The 15,265-nt window shown below is 34.1% G+C and carries 11 protein-coding genes; 6 read left to right on the top strand and 5 right to left on the bottom strand.

Annotation, left to right across the window (positions count from 1 at the left end):
• Positions 1-4 precede the first annotated feature (4 nt).
• The 3 genes from mqnE to lsrK all read right to left on the bottom strand — a co-directional run bounded on the left by mqnE (position 5) and on the right by lsrK (position 3,899).
• Positions 5-1,057: an aminofutalosine synthase MqnE gene (gene mqnE / locus A2530_RS03400; protein WP_294885717.1), complete on the bottom strand. Its 1,053-nt coding sequence runs from the start codon at positions 1,055-1,057 to the stop codon at positions 5-7.
• 2 nt (positions 1,058-1,059) lie between these two features.
• On the bottom strand, positions 1,060-2,259 hold the full coding sequence (metK, locus tag A2530_RS03395; protein WP_294885715.1) for a methionine adenosyltransferase: 1,200 nt from the start codon (positions 2,257-2,259) through the stop codon (positions 1,060-1,062).
• 77 nt (positions 2,260-2,336) lie between these two features.
• On the bottom strand, positions 2,337-3,899 hold the full coding sequence (gene lsrK / locus A2530_RS03390) for an autoinducer-2 kinase (RefSeq protein WP_294885713.1): 1,563 nt from the start codon (positions 3,897-3,899) through the stop codon (positions 2,337-2,339).
• Positions 3,900-4,310: 411 nt separating this feature from the next.
• Between lsrK and A2530_RS03385 the strand changes: the two genes are divergently transcribed.
• Both A2530_RS03385 and A2530_RS03380 read left to right on the top strand, forming a co-directional pair.
• A complete protein-coding gene (locus tag A2530_RS03385; RefSeq protein ID WP_294885711.1) occupies positions 4,311-5,309 on the top strand; it encodes a DUF4062 domain-containing protein in 999 nt (332 codons plus the stop codon).
• A gap of 90 nt (positions 5,310-5,399) precedes the next feature.
• Entirely contained in the window at positions 5,400-7,217 is a 1,818-nt protein-coding gene (locus A2530_RS03380; protein WP_294885709.1) for an AAA family ATPase, read from the top strand.
• A gap of 479 nt (positions 7,218-7,696) precedes the next feature.
• Here A2530_RS03380 and A2530_RS03375 read toward each other — a convergent pair whose 3' ends face one another.
• Complete coding sequence (locus A2530_RS03375; RefSeq protein WP_294885708.1) at positions 7,697-8,167, bottom strand: hypothetical protein; 471 nt, start codon at positions 8,165-8,167, stop codon at positions 7,697-7,699.
• Between the two features lie 124 nt (positions 8,168-8,291).
• Between A2530_RS03375 and A2530_RS03370 the strand changes: the two genes are divergently transcribed.
• Positions 8,292-8,498: a hypothetical protein gene (locus tag A2530_RS03370; protein ID WP_294885707.1), complete on the top strand. Its 207-nt coding sequence runs from the start codon at positions 8,292-8,294 to the stop codon at positions 8,496-8,498.
• Positions 8,499-8,537: 39 nt separating this feature from the next.
• Here A2530_RS03370 and A2530_RS03365 read toward each other — a convergent pair whose 3' ends face one another.
• On the bottom strand, positions 8,538-8,825 hold the full coding sequence (locus A2530_RS03365) for a putative quinol monooxygenase (RefSeq protein ID WP_294885705.1): 288 nt from the start codon (positions 8,823-8,825) through the stop codon (positions 8,538-8,540).
• A gap of 93 nt (positions 8,826-8,918) precedes the next feature.
• Between A2530_RS03365 and A2530_RS03360 the strand changes: the two genes are divergently transcribed.
• From A2530_RS03360 to A2530_RS03350, 3 genes are all read left to right on the top strand, one after another.
• Positions 8,919-11,444 carry an HD domain-containing protein gene (locus A2530_RS03360; RefSeq protein ID WP_294885704.1) on the top strand — a complete coding sequence of 842 codons (2,526 nt, stop codon included), beginning with the start codon at positions 8,919-8,921 and terminating at the stop codon, positions 11,442-11,444.
• Position 11,445: 1 nt separating this feature from the next.
• On the top strand, positions 11,446-13,260 hold the full coding sequence (glmS, locus tag A2530_RS03355) for a glutamine--fructose-6-phosphate transaminase (isomerizing) (RefSeq protein WP_294885702.1): 1,815 nt from the start codon (positions 11,446-11,448) through the stop codon (positions 13,258-13,260).
• A 79-nt stretch (positions 13,261-13,339) separates the two neighbouring features.
• Entirely contained in the window at positions 13,340-15,187 is a 1,848-nt protein-coding gene (locus tag A2530_RS03350; protein ID WP_294885700.1) for a GGDEF domain-containing protein, read from the top strand.
• Positions 15,188-15,265 lie beyond the last annotated feature (78 nt).

The following is a 15,265-nucleotide window of genomic DNA, read 5'->3' as shown; positions in this document are numbered from 1 at the left end:
TTAACTATATTTCGTTATATAAACTGTCTCTCTCTACGGGTATGAATCCGCTGTTTTTTATAAGTGCTCTAAAATCTTCAAGTTTTACGCCGTTTGCACTTTTAGCTCCTGCCGCAGAATTTATAGACTCTTTTTCTATTGTTCCGTCTAAATCATTTGCACCGAATTCTTGAGCAACAAGAGCAAGATTTACGGTAGAAGTTACCCAGTAAGCTTTAAGATTGGGTACATTATCCAAAACAATGCGACTGATTGCCATGGTTTTTAAAATCTCATTTGCCGTTATAGGCTCTTTTATATTTAAGTAGTTGTTCTGCGTTTGATAAACAAGCGGAATAAAGCAGTTAAAACCGCCCGTCTTGTCTTGAAGTTCTCTAATTCTCATCATGTGGTCTATTCGGTTTGCTCTATTTTCTACATGTCCAAAAAGCATGGTAACGTTGCTTTTTTTGCCCCTAGAGTGCCATTTCTCATGTATTTCCAACCATTGTGACGATGTTACTTTACCTTTACAGATATAGTCTCTTACCTTCTCATCAAAGATTTCAGCTCCGCCTCCTGGCATTGAGTCAACACCGTTTTGAACCATCAAATCAAGAATTTCATCATAACTTTTGCCGTACTCACGAGATAAAAAATCAACCTCTGCGGCAGTCAAAGCTTTTACATGTAGATGAGGATAAGCAGTTTTGATTTTTTTGAAAATCTCCAAGTACCACTCCAAACCCGTATTTGGATTATGAGCTGAGACGATATGAACCTCTTTTGCACCGCGAGAATCTATATCTTTTACGATATTCATTATCTCTTCGTGCGTCATTGTATATTGGTTTGGATTTTTTCTAGTAGCACTGTAAGCACAAAACTTACAGACATCCGCACAAACGTTTGTCGGATTTATATGGCGGTTTATATTGTAGTATGTTTTTTTGCCATGTTTTTTCTGTCTGATACTATCAGCCAAATCACCAAGTTCAAAAAAATCCATATCATAAAGAGCAAGCGCTTCATCAGAACTTACTCTTTTGCCGTCTAAAATTCTTTTTTTTAAATTCATCTCTATTTTAACGCCTCAAATTTATCTAACTCGTCTAACTTTTCCCAAGGATAATCACTCTGTCCCACTTGTCCGCGAGCCGCAACGTCTGCGTATAAAAACGTCTCTTTTGAAGGCTTGTCTAAGTGAAACTTGCGTGTTATCCAGTTTGGTGTCAAAGAGAAATTATTTAGTACAAATTCTGAAAGTTTATCATCATCTAAGCCGCTAATTACAGTACCGTAAGTATCAACCGCAACAGAGGTAGGACGAGCTACGCCTATCGCATAAGATATCTGAACAAGCGCTTTTTTAGAAAGTCCTGATGCTACTATATGTTTTGCAATCCATCTAGCCGCATAAAGTCCGCTTCTGTCAACCTTTGTATAATCTTTAGAACTTTGCGCTCCGCCCCCGATTGGTGCATAACCGCCAAAGCTGTCAACTATAAGTTTTCTACCCGTCAGCCCAGAATCGTGCAGTGATGAGTGTGATACATACTTACCTGTCGGGTTAATATGGATAATGCAGTCATTTTTGTCGTAAAGCTCACTAGGAAGTCCTGCATCATCTATTAACTCGCCGATTAATTTTCTAACCGTGTTGATATCCATAGTATTTACACATGGAGCAGATACTACGATAGTGTGGATTTTCTGCGGTTTGCAGTTTTCAAAGTTCTCTTTTTTACCGTAATCCATAGTTACTTGAGTTTTAATGTCAACACCCAATTTTGAAGGATTTGCTTTTGCAAAGTTGTAAACTTTTTCCATCAATACTCTGGCATAAGTTATGGCACTTGGCATATAGTTCCCAGTTTCTATGTCTGCATATCCAAACATAATCCCCTGATCACCCGCTCCCGTCTCGCCGTCTTCTTGGTCAACCCCTTGATTAATATCCGGAGACTGTGCATTTAAAAGCACTTGAAGTTCTACGTCTTCAGGGTGCAGACACTCTTCTCTCGTAAAGTAAGGATTTCCGTCATAGCCTATGTTTACAAGAGCGTCATGAACGATTTTTTTATAATCTTCCGTTGTAACTCTAGTTTTTGAGGTAACTTCGCCACCTATAACTATATGTTTTCCCGCTACAAAAACCTCTGAAGCGACTCTTGATTTTGGGTCTCCGATAATTAGTTTATCGACTATACTGTCTGCGATGATATCCGCACATTTATCTGGATGTCCCGGACTTACTACTTCACTTGTAAAAAGATACATATATTTCCTTGAGTTATTATCAGCCCGCAAGACTATCGCCTCGCAAACTAGTTTGAAAAACACCCCTTAATTTTGACCTATAGGCCGGGTGCCTTCCACATTGAAGTCGTAATATTATCATCTACTAACTTTAATTGCACTTCGTATGCTTTTTCAAACTTAATTTTTATCTCATCATAAACTTTTTTATTCTCTAAATTTGGCTTATAAACTTTATCCCAAACTACTATTTTTTTTGCTGCGTCTGCTATGTCTTTATAGATTCCGACACCCACGGCAGCCGCCATTGCTCCGCCTAGTGCAGTTGCTTCCGTGACACGAGGGATTTTTACACTGCACCCCGTAACATCAGCTAATATTTGAGACCAAAGCGCACCCTTGCTTGCCCCGCCTGCAAAAACAATTTCGTCAATTTTTATATCTGCAAACTCTTTAATCTTGTCAAGATTTATGGATGAGACTATTGCCGCATTTTCCTGCAGACTTCTAAACATTGACGCTCTGTTACATGTAGAAGGATTTATGCTTAGGTTTAAAAAACTAGGAGCCGCGTGGTACCATTTTGAGTACTTCATGGAGTCTGAAAAAATGGGTAAAATCCCATAAGAACCGACCGGCACTTTTGAGGCTTTTTCTTCCAAAACAGCATAAACATCAACTCCTCTCTCTTTTGCTTCCAACTTTTCCATGTCGCAAAAAGCGTCTCTAAACCAGCGCATAACAAGACCGCTGAAAAACGTGATGCCTTCGGCTTGAGACTGAGAAGAGATTACATGTGGATTTACTCTTATGTTCATATCTGATGGCGGAAGCGTGTTTTTGTCTATATTTACGACCTGTTGCCAAAACGAGCCGCCTAATATTGCAACCTGACCGACATCAACAACACCCAAACCTGCACATCCGAGCTGAACATCGCCGCCGCCCATCACAACTTTTGTACATGTAGATAAAGTCGTTTGTAATGAAGCCTCTTTCGATACACTTCCCATAAGTGTTCCAACCTCTAAAACTTCGCCAAATATATCGTCTTTAAGCCCTACTCTCTTTGACATGTCACTTACCCAGTTACGGTTTTTCAGCGAAAATATCCCCGTAGTTCCACCGTTACTCGGATCCGTTGCGATAACTTTGCAAAGCTTGTATAGTATCCAATCTCCTATCATAGAGATTTTCGCAACTCTCTCATACATGTCAGGTCTGTTGTTTTTTAACCACATGATACGCGGAATCGCTCCAAGTGCAAAAGTCTGCCCGGACTCGCTGTAAAACTCTTCTTCGATTCCGACAAAATTTTCTTTTAGATATCTTACTTCATCAGAAGCTCTAGCATCGACATTTGCAACCGCCCAAAGCTCCCTGCCCTCTTTGTCATAAAGCACAATCCCCTCACGCATACTCGTCGCACTAAGAGCTAAAATATCCTCGCCGCGCAGGTTTGCCGCCTCTAAAGATTCTCTTATGCACTTACATGTAAGGAGCCAGTTTGCATCAAAATCAAAGTTCATGGAGTTTGGCACGCCATCTTCTTCAAGGTGCGTCCACTCCTGCTGAGCAACACTTATCTGATTGCCCAAAGTATCAAAAATTACGGCTCTTATACTTCCCGTTCCTGCATCTATCGCCATTAAATATTGCATATTTTCTTTTCCTAAATAATGTTTTTCTATTGTGTTTTTTTGCGGTAATAGTATAATGATTTGGTTTTTTTGTAAAGAGTCTATATTTTACAATAGGCTTTTTCATAACTTTTTTTAGATTGCTCCCTCTGTGTTCGCAGTGACCGTCATTGCTAGGAGCATTTGTTTATTTAGCAAATATCAAGTAATTTTTTAGTCATAGTACACTCCTGATATATTTGTCATTTTGCTAAACTATTACGATTTTTGCTTGATATCTATACAAAAATCTTTAAATCCCCTTGTTTAGCATATATAACACACTTTAATAGTATTACACTTTTAATGATAGGATATTAAGTAGTTTTGTAGCTTACATGTATATAATGTACTACTAATAAATAGTTGGATGTAAAAAAGGAAAAATATAAAATGAAGAAAAATGTTTTTATTTCATCAACTTTTATAGATTTAGAAGAATATCGTAAAGAGATTTGGCAATTGTTATCACAATACGATGTTAATGTACTTGGGATGGAACAGTTTGGAGCACGAAAAGAAACACCACTTGAAACATGTATTAATGAAGTAAAAAGATCAGATATTTATGTCGGTATAATTGCTCAACGCCTTGGAAGTATAGAACCTAATTCAACTAAATCATATACTCAACTTGAATATGAAAAAGCAGTAGAACTTGATAAAGAAATATTAATTTACTTAATTGATGAAAAAAATGCTTTAGTTAATCCAATTCATATTGACTATGGATACAAGCATGAACAGTTAAATAATTTTAAAGAATTATTAAAAGAAAAACATACAGTAGATTCTTTTCGTGACCCGCAAGATATTGTTGGAAAAATAAAAAATAGACTAAGTTCTATTTTAACCGAAACACAATCCGCCCAAAATGATGACCCAATGAAAACATCAATGCACTTGTTAGAAAAATTTCACCTTTTGCCACAAAAATATAATAACAGAGAAGTCCACCTTAAAGTAAAACTATTAAATAATGCTTTTCCATTGTCGAAGCAAGCTTGTAAATTTCTTGGTTATAAATTTGGTGAAGCAATGGGTGTATCTTTTAAATTAATAGAACCATCTATTGATTGTAAAATAGAATATTTGATTATTAATGAAGATGTGTCTAGCATATACTTTGATATGAAGGATGATGAGGAAATAGAGATAATAGCTCGATTGTTGTTTTCAACTGAACGAATTAGCAACATTAAAGCAAAATTTTCTGATAGCTCTTATACTATTAAGAGAGAAAATCCTGATTACAATCCAAATATACCTGATTGGAATAGTTTCAGTTCAAAAAGTTTAATAGACATGTATGATAATCCAAAATTCATAACTGAAACAAAATATATTGATGGTGATTCTATGTTATTATTAGGGCTAAGCAGAAAAGTATAAAGTCATAAACCCAACACTAATAAATTACCTAGCAGTAATTTATTGGCTATATTCAAACGTTATACATAATCTAAAAAAGGATAAAATTATATGAAAATTAAATCACTAAAAATAACAGACTTTAAACCAATAAAAAACCTTGAACTTAATAATCTTGGTGAAATTGTAATTATCGCAGGAGCAAATGGTTCTGGGAAAACTCGATTAAAGCAAGCCATTGTTCAAAGTTTACAGAGTACTCCAATAATGGATATGGTTATTGAAGCATCAAGAAAAGAAGAAGAAGACCCTAAATATTTTAATGGATTACATCTTGAAGTAAAAAAAGGACAACCCAATCAATTATTAAATAATTATATTAATAGTAGAAAATATGGTTCTGGAAGGTATGTAGGTTCTTTAGTTCAAATTGATTCAAGTAGAAGTATTCAAACTCTTAAATATAATCCAGTAAATTGGCTTGGAGGAGATCCGGATGATACTGAGTCACCGAGTAATTTTTATTTCAATCCTTTTTCAAATAGGTGGCAAGATTTTGTTAATTATATTCATCAAAAGTCTGCATCAAGAGATAAGAAACTTGCAGATGAATTAAAAAAGAATCCTTCTACTGGAGAAGATATTATTAAAAGAAATCCTGACCCACTTGAAAAATATAAAAATATATTTGAAGATTTATTGCCTGGGAAAAAATTATTAGATATTGACCCAGCTCAACCTAAAGAGTTTCAATATCAAGATGAGTCAGGACAAACTTTAAATTTCAGGTCTCTAAGTTCAGGTGAGCAGGAAGTTATTAAAGTGCTGTTTGATGTTGCAAGAAAAGAAATTAAACATTCAATAATTCTTGTTGATGAACCAGAACTACATTTGCATCCTACTTTAACATTTAAATTAATTGAAGCACTTAAAGCAATTGGGGAACATACTAATCAATTCATATTTTTAACACATTCAGCTGATTTAATATCAACCTACTATTCAACAGGTAATGTTTTTTTTATTGATTCGGTTCAAACGGGAGCAAATCAAGCTCATCGCTTGAGTGATTTAAATCATAGCCACCATGAAGTCGTTCAATTAATTGGACAAAACTTAGGTCTTTTTGCTGTGGGTAAAAAGTTAGTATTTATTGAAGGAGAAAATTCAAGTATTGACAGACTTACATATCATACAATTTCTCAAACAATTGATAAGGAATTGAAAATAACACCTATTGGGTCAGTGTTAAACTTAATGACTTTGAATAAAATTGAAGAGCAAATACGTAATACTATTTTTGGCATTGATATTTTTATGATTAGAGATAGAGATGGATTAGATAATAATCAAATCGATGTAATAGAAAAAAGTGGGCGTGTAAAATGTCTTAAAAGAAGACACATAGAAAACTATTTTTTGGATGAAGAAGTTCTTTTTATGGTTGCTGAACAGCTTTATTTGACTAGAATGAATCCCACTTTAACAATTGAATATATAAAAAATGAAACAAAAAGGATTGCCAAAGAATCAATCAATTTTAATCTTTTTAAAAATGCCAAAGATTACCTAAGCCTCAATTATCACTTGAAGCATCCTAAAGTAAAGAAAGTTGAAGTAAAAACAATTAACGAAATAAAGAAAGAAATTATAGAGGGAGTACAAACTAATTTAAATTCTCTTTCAAATGAGCTTGATACAAGTAAAATATCAGAATGGTTAAATAAAGAAGAAGAAAACTTAGTCAAAATGTTGGACTCTGATGAATGGATAAACAATTTTCAAGGGAAGCTAATATTCACTAAAGTATGTGCTGATGTTTTAAAAGGGGATGCTTTGAGAGTAAAGCAAGCTTATGTTGATATCGCTCTAGATAGAAAGCCTTCTGCAATACAAGACTTATTAGATATTTTTAATGCAATAAAATAACAATAAGTACATATAAATTTATATTTAGAGTTGAAAAAATTAGAATATATAAACAAATATATAATAAATCATTGCACCTGACATTTTTCAGCTCCGCTCAAAAATGCAGGTGAAATCAACCGTTATCTCAAAACCTTTAATCAGTTGCACAAAAAAAATTAATCTGTACCAATTTCAAAATCCACGATGAGTAACCACTCTTTAAACCTCTCTCTCCTTCTGCTGCACCTGCTGTAATTTTTTTCACACAAACACTTTTTTATTTTTAGTTTTGCCTTTTAGGGCGTAGTGCGTCCGTATGCAGGCATTTTCTTATCGCTATTTTTCTTTTGCAAATCTTTACATGTAGGGATTTTTTTCTCAAGAGAGTGGGCGGATAAAACTGAGTTTGACTTTTGCCGCCGTTTGATAGAGGAGAGTCATTGCAAGAAGTATGCTCAACCTCATTTAAATACAAGACACGAAATAGTGAATACTCCCTAAAAAAGCGGTTTCTTATCTATATCTTTACAAGTTTTTTTATCTACAGCTATTTCGACTATAGTTTTAGATGAATTTTCAATAAAATACTTATAAAACATTACTACTCCTGCATCGATGCCTTTTCTTGATTGTATATCGCTACAAGCACCGATAGCATCAACTTGTTTATCTGTAAAAGATTTTTTTATATATTCAAATACCTCTTTTTTTTCATTCTCGGTGATATCTTCATATTGTTTCTTGAGAACTCTTGTTGCAAAAGTTGCCATATCTATACTTTTTAATATCGTTACGACATTATCATTACTAATTGCCGAATGAATGATTGTTAAATCATCAATACGATACGGTAGATAAGATTGTAACTCTGTAGCAATTTTCTTTGCCTGTTTTGCTACACTATCTTTTTGTACATCTGCCATCACAATTGAAGCAAGACACAAAGTAAATAACAATATTTTTTCCATCATACACCTCGTCAAGTTTTTGAAGATTATATCACATGTTTTATTTTGGTGATGCAAAAAACACAACTGATGTGTGCTAATATTACATATTGGTAAACACAAATAACGAAAAAGGATTTTAAAAATGTCCATTAACCACAATAAAAATATAGTTAAATTAGCAGGATGGGGTATCTCTTTTATAGCGCTTATTTATACCATTGTAGGCTATATAGATATAGCCTCAGATGCTTCTACAAGAGCTTTTGCACCTTTAGTGCTTATAGAAGGTATATTTTTTATCTCAATAGGTTTAGTAGTGGTATGGATAGGAAAAAGAAAATCTCAATAAAGAGATACTCACTTGTAAATATACCTCAGCTTTTAACTCTTACCCCAAAACCTCTAGCTCATCGCTGTATTTATCTTCGCAATATGGCTCGTAAGAAGACTTATAAACAGCGTAGTGAGCGGTTGTTTTGTGTCCCTCAAGTGCCGCTTCGTCTCTCCATGTCTCAACCGCAAAAAATTTTTCAGGTCTATCTTTGCACTGAAAAATATCATAAAATATACATCCGTCTTCCGCTTTAGATGGTTTAACCATAGCTGTTAAAAGCTCTTTCATTTTTTTAATTCCGTCTTTTTTCGCTATAAACGTCACTTTTTTAGTTATCGTCATTTTTTATCCTGTGTGCTTGTTTTTTAATCTAAGCGATTATAGCAAATTTGAGTAATTACACTATAATAGTAGAAAAAATATAGGATATTTCCTTTGGATTTAGTACTGCAAATTGAAGATATTATAGAAAAAAACGGTAGCGACTTCGAACTCTCAAAACTCTTTAAAGCTTTTATACACGAATATAAACTTTCTCTAAATACCTTATTTAAAAAAAATCAAGGCAAAGACTTTTTAGTACGTCATACAAAGCAGCTAGACTCGATAATATCACTTATGTATAAGACTGTTTTAAGACGGGTATTTGGTAATTATCTGCCGATGAGAACTTCTATACCCATAGCCATAGTTGCGCTTGGAAGCTACGGACGAGAGCAGCTATGTGTTCACAGCGATATAGATTTACTTATAGTTTATGAAAAAGTTGACGGATTTAACAGTGAGCTTATAATCGAGAAGTTTTTTTATTTGGCACTTGATGCAGGATTAAAGCTAGGACACAGAGTTCATCAGGTAAACGACCTTTTTGCCGCAAGTAACGAGGACATAACCATAAGAACATCTCTTATGGAAGCAAGATTCGTAACAGGTTCTAACTTTACATGGCATGCAACGACAAAAGAGCTTACGAAGATACGTCTTCACAACCAAAAAGAGTTTATTTTAGCAAAGGTAGAAGAAGCACAAATAAGACGCAAAAAATTTCCGCCATCAATGCAGCCAAACATAAAAGAGAGTGTAGGCGGACTTAGAGACTCCAACTTTATATTTTGGATTGCTCAAACTATCTACGGAGTTACAAGCCTAAAGGACTTAACAGGCACTCTGTATGCGGATGATGAGTACAAAGAGTATAGAGCGGCACTTGAGCTTCTCTTTCGCGTAAGAAGCGCTCTTCACCTCATAACAAACAAGCAAGAGGACAGACTTTTACTGGAACACATTCCCGAAGTCAGCCGAATGCTTGGATTTGCAAATGAGCAAAAAATGGTTACAAAAGTTCTTGAAGCACAGTGGAGAATCAGCAACTTTACACAGATTTTTGTTAAAAAAATGGTCAGACCTTACATTATTGACATGTCTAACGTCGGCAAATTCAGACACAATCGATTGAGCAGAGGCATATATGAATTAAACGAAAGAATTTATGCATCCTATAATCTTCCTATTTTACAATTAAACAAGCTTTTGGAAATTTTAGTATCACTTCCTGATAAGTTTTACCATTTTGATGCAGGATTTTTAAATCAACTGACATATACAAAGATATCTTATCCTCTTCAGACAAAAACATACTCACTTTTAAAAGAGCTTTTTAAAAAACAGCACATGTACTGCTTTTTAAAACTATTTTACGATGCCGGAATTCTACATCATCTGTTTCATAATTTTAAAAAGGTTCTTCATCTACCGCAGTTTGACGGATACCATCACTATCCCGTAGATATTCACTCTATCAGATGCGTTGAAGCGCTTGAAAACATTGAAGAGCCGTTTATTAAAAAGCTTTATGACGAGTTTAGCCCTGATGAAAAACTACTTTTAAAAATAGTAACTCTCTTTCACGATACCGGAAAAGGGCGAGTTCAAGACCACAGCGAAGTAGGTGCAAAACTGATAGTTCCGTTTGTAAAAAAAATGAAACTAAAAGATGAAGAGATTGAGCGATGCGTAACTTTAGTTAAACAACATGTAACTATGAGCAATGTTGCTTTTAAACAAAACATCCACAATGAAAAAACACTATATAAATTTATGTCAAACGTTGAAGACGTAACAAATCTAAAACTTCTTTATGTGCTTACATACGCAGATATTAACGGTGTTGGAGACAATGTATATACATCTTTTAATTCTAAACTTCTTAGAGAACTCTATGTAAATGCACTTGAAGTAGCTGAAAATTTCGGAAGAATTACCGATGCGACAAAAAGAATAAATATTGAAAAACGCATTCAGAGACATCCTGAATTTATAAAGTTGCCAAAAGTGATACAAAGCAAATTGCTTAGAGTAGAATCAAATCTATTCTTTTTTAAGCATACGCCTCTTGACACTATTGAAATTGCAAAAAAAGCAACGCAAACAAAAGAGTATCTATACTCAATAGATACAAAAAGTTCTCTAACGATAGAGATTTATAGAAAAATCCAATTAAACATCGGCTATCTTTTGGCAAGATTAAGCCACCTCGACGTAGCTTCTATGGAGATTTTTACCCTTTTTGACGGTGTTAAATATTTTAAAATAGAGTTTATTGAACATGTAGAAGGCGATGAAGCCGCTGATATAGAAAATATTATAAATAATGCTTTTGACATGAGCAAACATGTGCAACTAAAAGAGGTAAATATTCATAGGCATGAAATTCATATTGATTGTGAACACTCACTCACACATGCAGAAGTAAATGTAAATACACAAAACCAAAAAGGTCTTCTAGCCTATATAATGGAGTGTTTTGAGGAGTTAGGCATAAATATAGTAACGGCAAAAATTCATAGTTCAAAACATAAAGTAAGAGATAGCTTCTTAATCGAAAAACAAAACGATATATGCAATAATGTCGATAAAATTTTTGAACTACTAACAAAGAGTACTCACAACAAAGGTAAGTAAAATGTGCGGAATTGTCGGCTACTTAGGAAAAAAAAACACAAAACAGATTTTACTAGACGGGCTTAAAGAGCTTGAGTATCGCGGCTATGATTCGGCAGGAATAGCAGTTTTACAAAATGGAGAGTTTTCAAACTTCAAAGCGGTTGGAAAACTGGTTAATCTTGAAGAAAAGACAAAAGATTTTAAAACAGACGGTTTTTCGGTGGGTATCGGACATACGAGATGGGCAACGCACGGAAAACCCACAGAGCTAAACGCTCATCCGCATCTTGGGGAAAGCTCTTATGTAGTTCATAACGGAATTATTGAAAACTACGCAACTTTAAAAAAAGAGCTTCAAAGCAGCGGCATTACCTTTTTAAGCCAAACAGATACCGAAGTTATAGTTCATCAGTTTGAAAAAAATTTAAAAATTTCAAACAACCCTTTTGAAGCCTTTGCAAAAACAGTAAAAGAGTTACATGGTGCTTATGCTATTTTGCTTGTGACAAAAGCAGAACCAAACGCTATATTTTTTGCGAAGCAGGGTTCACCTATGCTTGTGGGCATAAATGCCGAAGATGAGAAATATTTTGCATCTTCGGATACTCCTATTATCGGACATTGTACAAATGTCAACTACTTTGAAGACGGCGATTACGGATATATAACTTCAAGCGAAATAGCAATTTTTGACAAAGATAAAAAAAGAAAAGAGCCTAAATTTTTAACACTTTTACAAAATAAACTCTCTGCTCAGAAAAACGGTTTTAGATTTTTTATGGAAAAAGAGATTTACGAACAAAGCGACGTAATATCAGATACTTTAATGGGAAGATTAAGCGAGAATGAGATAATTTTTGATGAAATTGACAAAACTCTTTTTGATGGGATAAGTGAGATAAAACTATGCGCATGCGGAACATCTTATCATTCGGCAATGAGTGCTTCATATCTTTTTGAACGCTACTCCAGAATAAAAACATCACTAGAAATTGCAAGTGAATTTAGGTATAGAGAACCTGTTATGAGCAGTGATACTCTTTTTATAGTAATTTCTCAAAGCGGAGAGACTGCAGATACACTTGAAGCACTAAAGATGGCTAAAGCATCAGGACTTAAAACTTTAGTTATTTGCAACGTTGATAACTCCTCAATGGTAAGATTAGCAGATGCAACGATTCTTACACGTGCAGGAATTGAAAAAGGTGTAGCTTCAACAAAAGCGTTTGCTACTCAAATAACTGTTTTTTGGATGCTATCCTTATACATAGCAAAACTAAAAAACTCATTAGAAGACAATAAAATAGCAAAACAAATTTCACTGCTTCGTGAAATTCCATCACATGTAAAAGTAAATGATGATTTACATGAACGTATTAAAAGATTATCTAAAAGATATCTTCACGGACACGGTTTTTTCTTTATAGGTCGAGATATATTTTATCCGCTTGCTTTAGAGGGCGCTTTAAAACTAAAAGAGATTTCATATCTTCATGCAGAAGGTTACCCTTCCGGTGAGATGAAACACGGTCCTATTGCACTTGCTGACCCTGAACTTTTTACTATTGCACTGCTTCCAAAACATCTTCACTATGAAAAATCAAAAAGCAACGTAGAGGAACTTAGCGCGAGAGACTCTACAATATGTGCAATAAGCCAGATAGAGTTTGAAAAAGCCGATGATTTTGTTCAGATATCCGAGTGCAGAGACTACATGTTAGAATTTTTTGAAATGATGATAGTCGTGCAGCTTTTATCTTTAGAAATATCAATAAGATTAGGAAATGATGTTGATATGCCTAGAAATTTAGCAAAAAGCGTTACTGTTGAATAATTAATTCTTATTTCATATTAAATTTATATTTTCTTAGCTATGATTAAATTTAATTAAATTATAACAAAGTGATTTCATAATGACAACAAAATCAAAGTTAATGTTTGTAGTTACAATTATGCTTTTAGGACTTACTGCAGCTACCATAGTGAATATTGCGCTTAACTTTAGAGAGTACAGTATAAAAAGTGCTACAGATAAAGCTGAAATGGCAGCCAACATTGTAAAAGACGGCATAACAGCACATATGGTTAATGGTATAATGGACAAAAGAGAGTACTTTTTAAACCAAATATCAAGCACCGGCAATGTTGAGTTCTTAAGACTTATCAGAAGTCAAAATGTTATTAAACAGTATGGGGACGGTTTTGATAAAGAGAACACCAAAGATGCCATTGATGAAAAAGTCTTAAAAACAGGCGAAGCCGTAGAAGAAATTACCGAAACCGCAAACAGCACGAAACTTAGAGTTACAATACCTTATAAAGCAACTTCAGATAACACGGTAGCAAACTGTTTAACTTGTCATAACGTAAACAAGGGAGAAGTTTTAGGTGTTATAAGTATGCAGTTTGATATTACAGAAACAAGAAACAGCGGAATGGTAACAGTGCTGAAAATTTTAGGAATAAATCTTCTGTTTATTTTTATTGTTTTATTATTAATGAACTACTTTGTAACTCCATATATGCAACTTTTTTCAAATCTTCAAGAGGGTATCAAAAAAGCATACAGCGGAGATTTTACTCATGAGTTTGTATCAAAAGTAGGCGGAGATGCTAAAAATGTAGTAAAACAGATGAACTCTCTATTTAGCAAAATGCAAGAAACTTTTGGAGATATAAAGTTTAATCTAGCCACTTTTATTCCGCAAGGCGCTGCTTTATCTAACGACCCGCTTCATGAAGCAAAAACAATTATAAATGAATTATCGGATATATATAAATTTAAAAAAACAATTGAGCATGACGGTTCTAAAAATGAGGTCTATACAAGAATAATCGATATTTTAAAATTAAAATACCATGTAGGACACTTTGCTTTTTATGAAGTTAATAATGTAACTATGGAAAGAAAACTCATATATTCAACGGAAGAGAGTACGATTTGTTACGAAAAGACAAATAAAAATGCTTTAGAGTGTAGAGCCCATAGAACAAATACCGTCACCATATCGACAGAATTTCCGAACTTGTGTCAAGCTTGTTTGGCATTCAATTCAAACTATGTTTGTATCCCTTTTTCTATAAATAAAGATGTCTCGCTTACTGTTTCAATGACATCTGAAGATATAAATGAAGTTGAACTTATGAAGAAAAATATATCAAGCATCAAGCACTATCTTGAAGCTGCGAAACCTGTTATAGAGAGTCAAATTCTTATGGAAAAACTAAAAGACACTTCTCTTAGAGACGGTATGACAGGATTATACAACAGAAGATTTTTAGAGGAATTTATAGACAAAATTATGAGTCAAGCAGGCAGAAACAAAGATATATATACGGTAATGATGCTTGATGTTGACTTCTTTAAGATGGTAAATGACACTTACGGACATGATGTTGGAGACAAAGTAATTGTCGCACTCTCAAAAATATTAAAAAACAGCATTCGCGAATCAGACTTGGCAATTCGTTACGGTGGAGAGGAGTTTGTAGTTATGCTACATAATGCAGATTCTGAAGGGGCTATGGAAGTTGCTAAAAAAATTCACTCTGCTTTTGCTGCACTCTCATTTGATGTCGGCACGGGAGATGCATTGAAAAAAACAATAAGCATAGGTATGGCTAAATTTCCGAGTGACGGAGATACTATTTGGAAATGTATCAAATATGCAGATACAGCTCTTTATGAAGCAAAAAATACCGGTAGAAATAAAATAGTGGAATTTACACCTGATATGTTTAAAAGCGGTGAAGAGTTTTAATTTTTAAGATTGTTGTGGCTTCTAAGGAAGCTCGCGCAATGAGAATCATTGCGAGGAGCTTGTGACGAAGCAATCTAA

It is taken from the genome of Sulfurimonas sp. RIFOXYD2_FULL_34_21, from assembly GCF_001830805.1.
Taxonomy (GTDB): Bacteria; Campylobacterota; Campylobacteria; order Campylobacterales; family Sulfurimonadaceae; genus Sulfurimonas.
Note: the sequence above shows the minus strand (reverse complement) of the source record. Positions and strands in the feature narration are given on the sequence as shown.

What these genes read in the sequence shown, in the direction of transcription:
- A2530_RS03365 (WP_294885705.1), bottom strand. Translation starts at nt 8,825, where the DNA reads ATGACGATAACTAAAAAAGTGACGTTTATAGCGAAAAAAGACGGAATT.
- lsrK (WP_294885713.1), bottom strand. Translation starts at nt 3,899, where the DNA reads ATGCAATATTTAATGGCGATAGATGCAGGAACGGGAAGTATAAGAGCC.
- A2530_RS03385 (WP_294885711.1), top strand. Translation starts at nt 4,311, where the DNA reads ATGAAGAAAAATGTTTTTATTTCATCAACTTTTATAGATTTAGAAGAA.
- mqnE (WP_294885717.1), bottom strand. Translation starts at nt 1,057, where the DNA reads ATGAATTTAAAAAAAAGAATTTTAGACGGCAAAAGAGTAAGTTCTGAT.
- A2530_RS03370 (WP_294885707.1), top strand. Translation starts at nt 8,292, where the DNA reads ATGTCCATTAACCACAATAAAAATATAGTTAAATTAGCAGGATGGGGT.
- metK (WP_294885715.1), bottom strand. Translation starts at nt 2,259, where the DNA reads ATGTATCTTTTTACAAGTGAAGTAGTAAGTCCGGGACATCCAGATAAA.
- A2530_RS03350 (WP_294885700.1), top strand. Translation starts at nt 13,340, where the DNA reads ATGACAACAAAATCAAAGTTAATGTTTGTAGTTACAATTATGCTTTTA.
- A2530_RS03375 (WP_294885708.1), bottom strand. Translation starts at nt 8,167, where the DNA reads ATGGAAAAAATATTGTTATTTACTTTGTGTCTTGCTTCAATTGTGATG.
- glmS (WP_294885702.1), top strand. Translation starts at nt 11,446, where the DNA reads ATGTGCGGAATTGTCGGCTACTTAGGAAAAAAAAACACAAAACAGATT.
- A2530_RS03380 (WP_294885709.1), top strand. Translation starts at nt 5,400, where the DNA reads ATGAAAATTAAATCACTAAAAATAACAGACTTTAAACCAATAAAAAAC.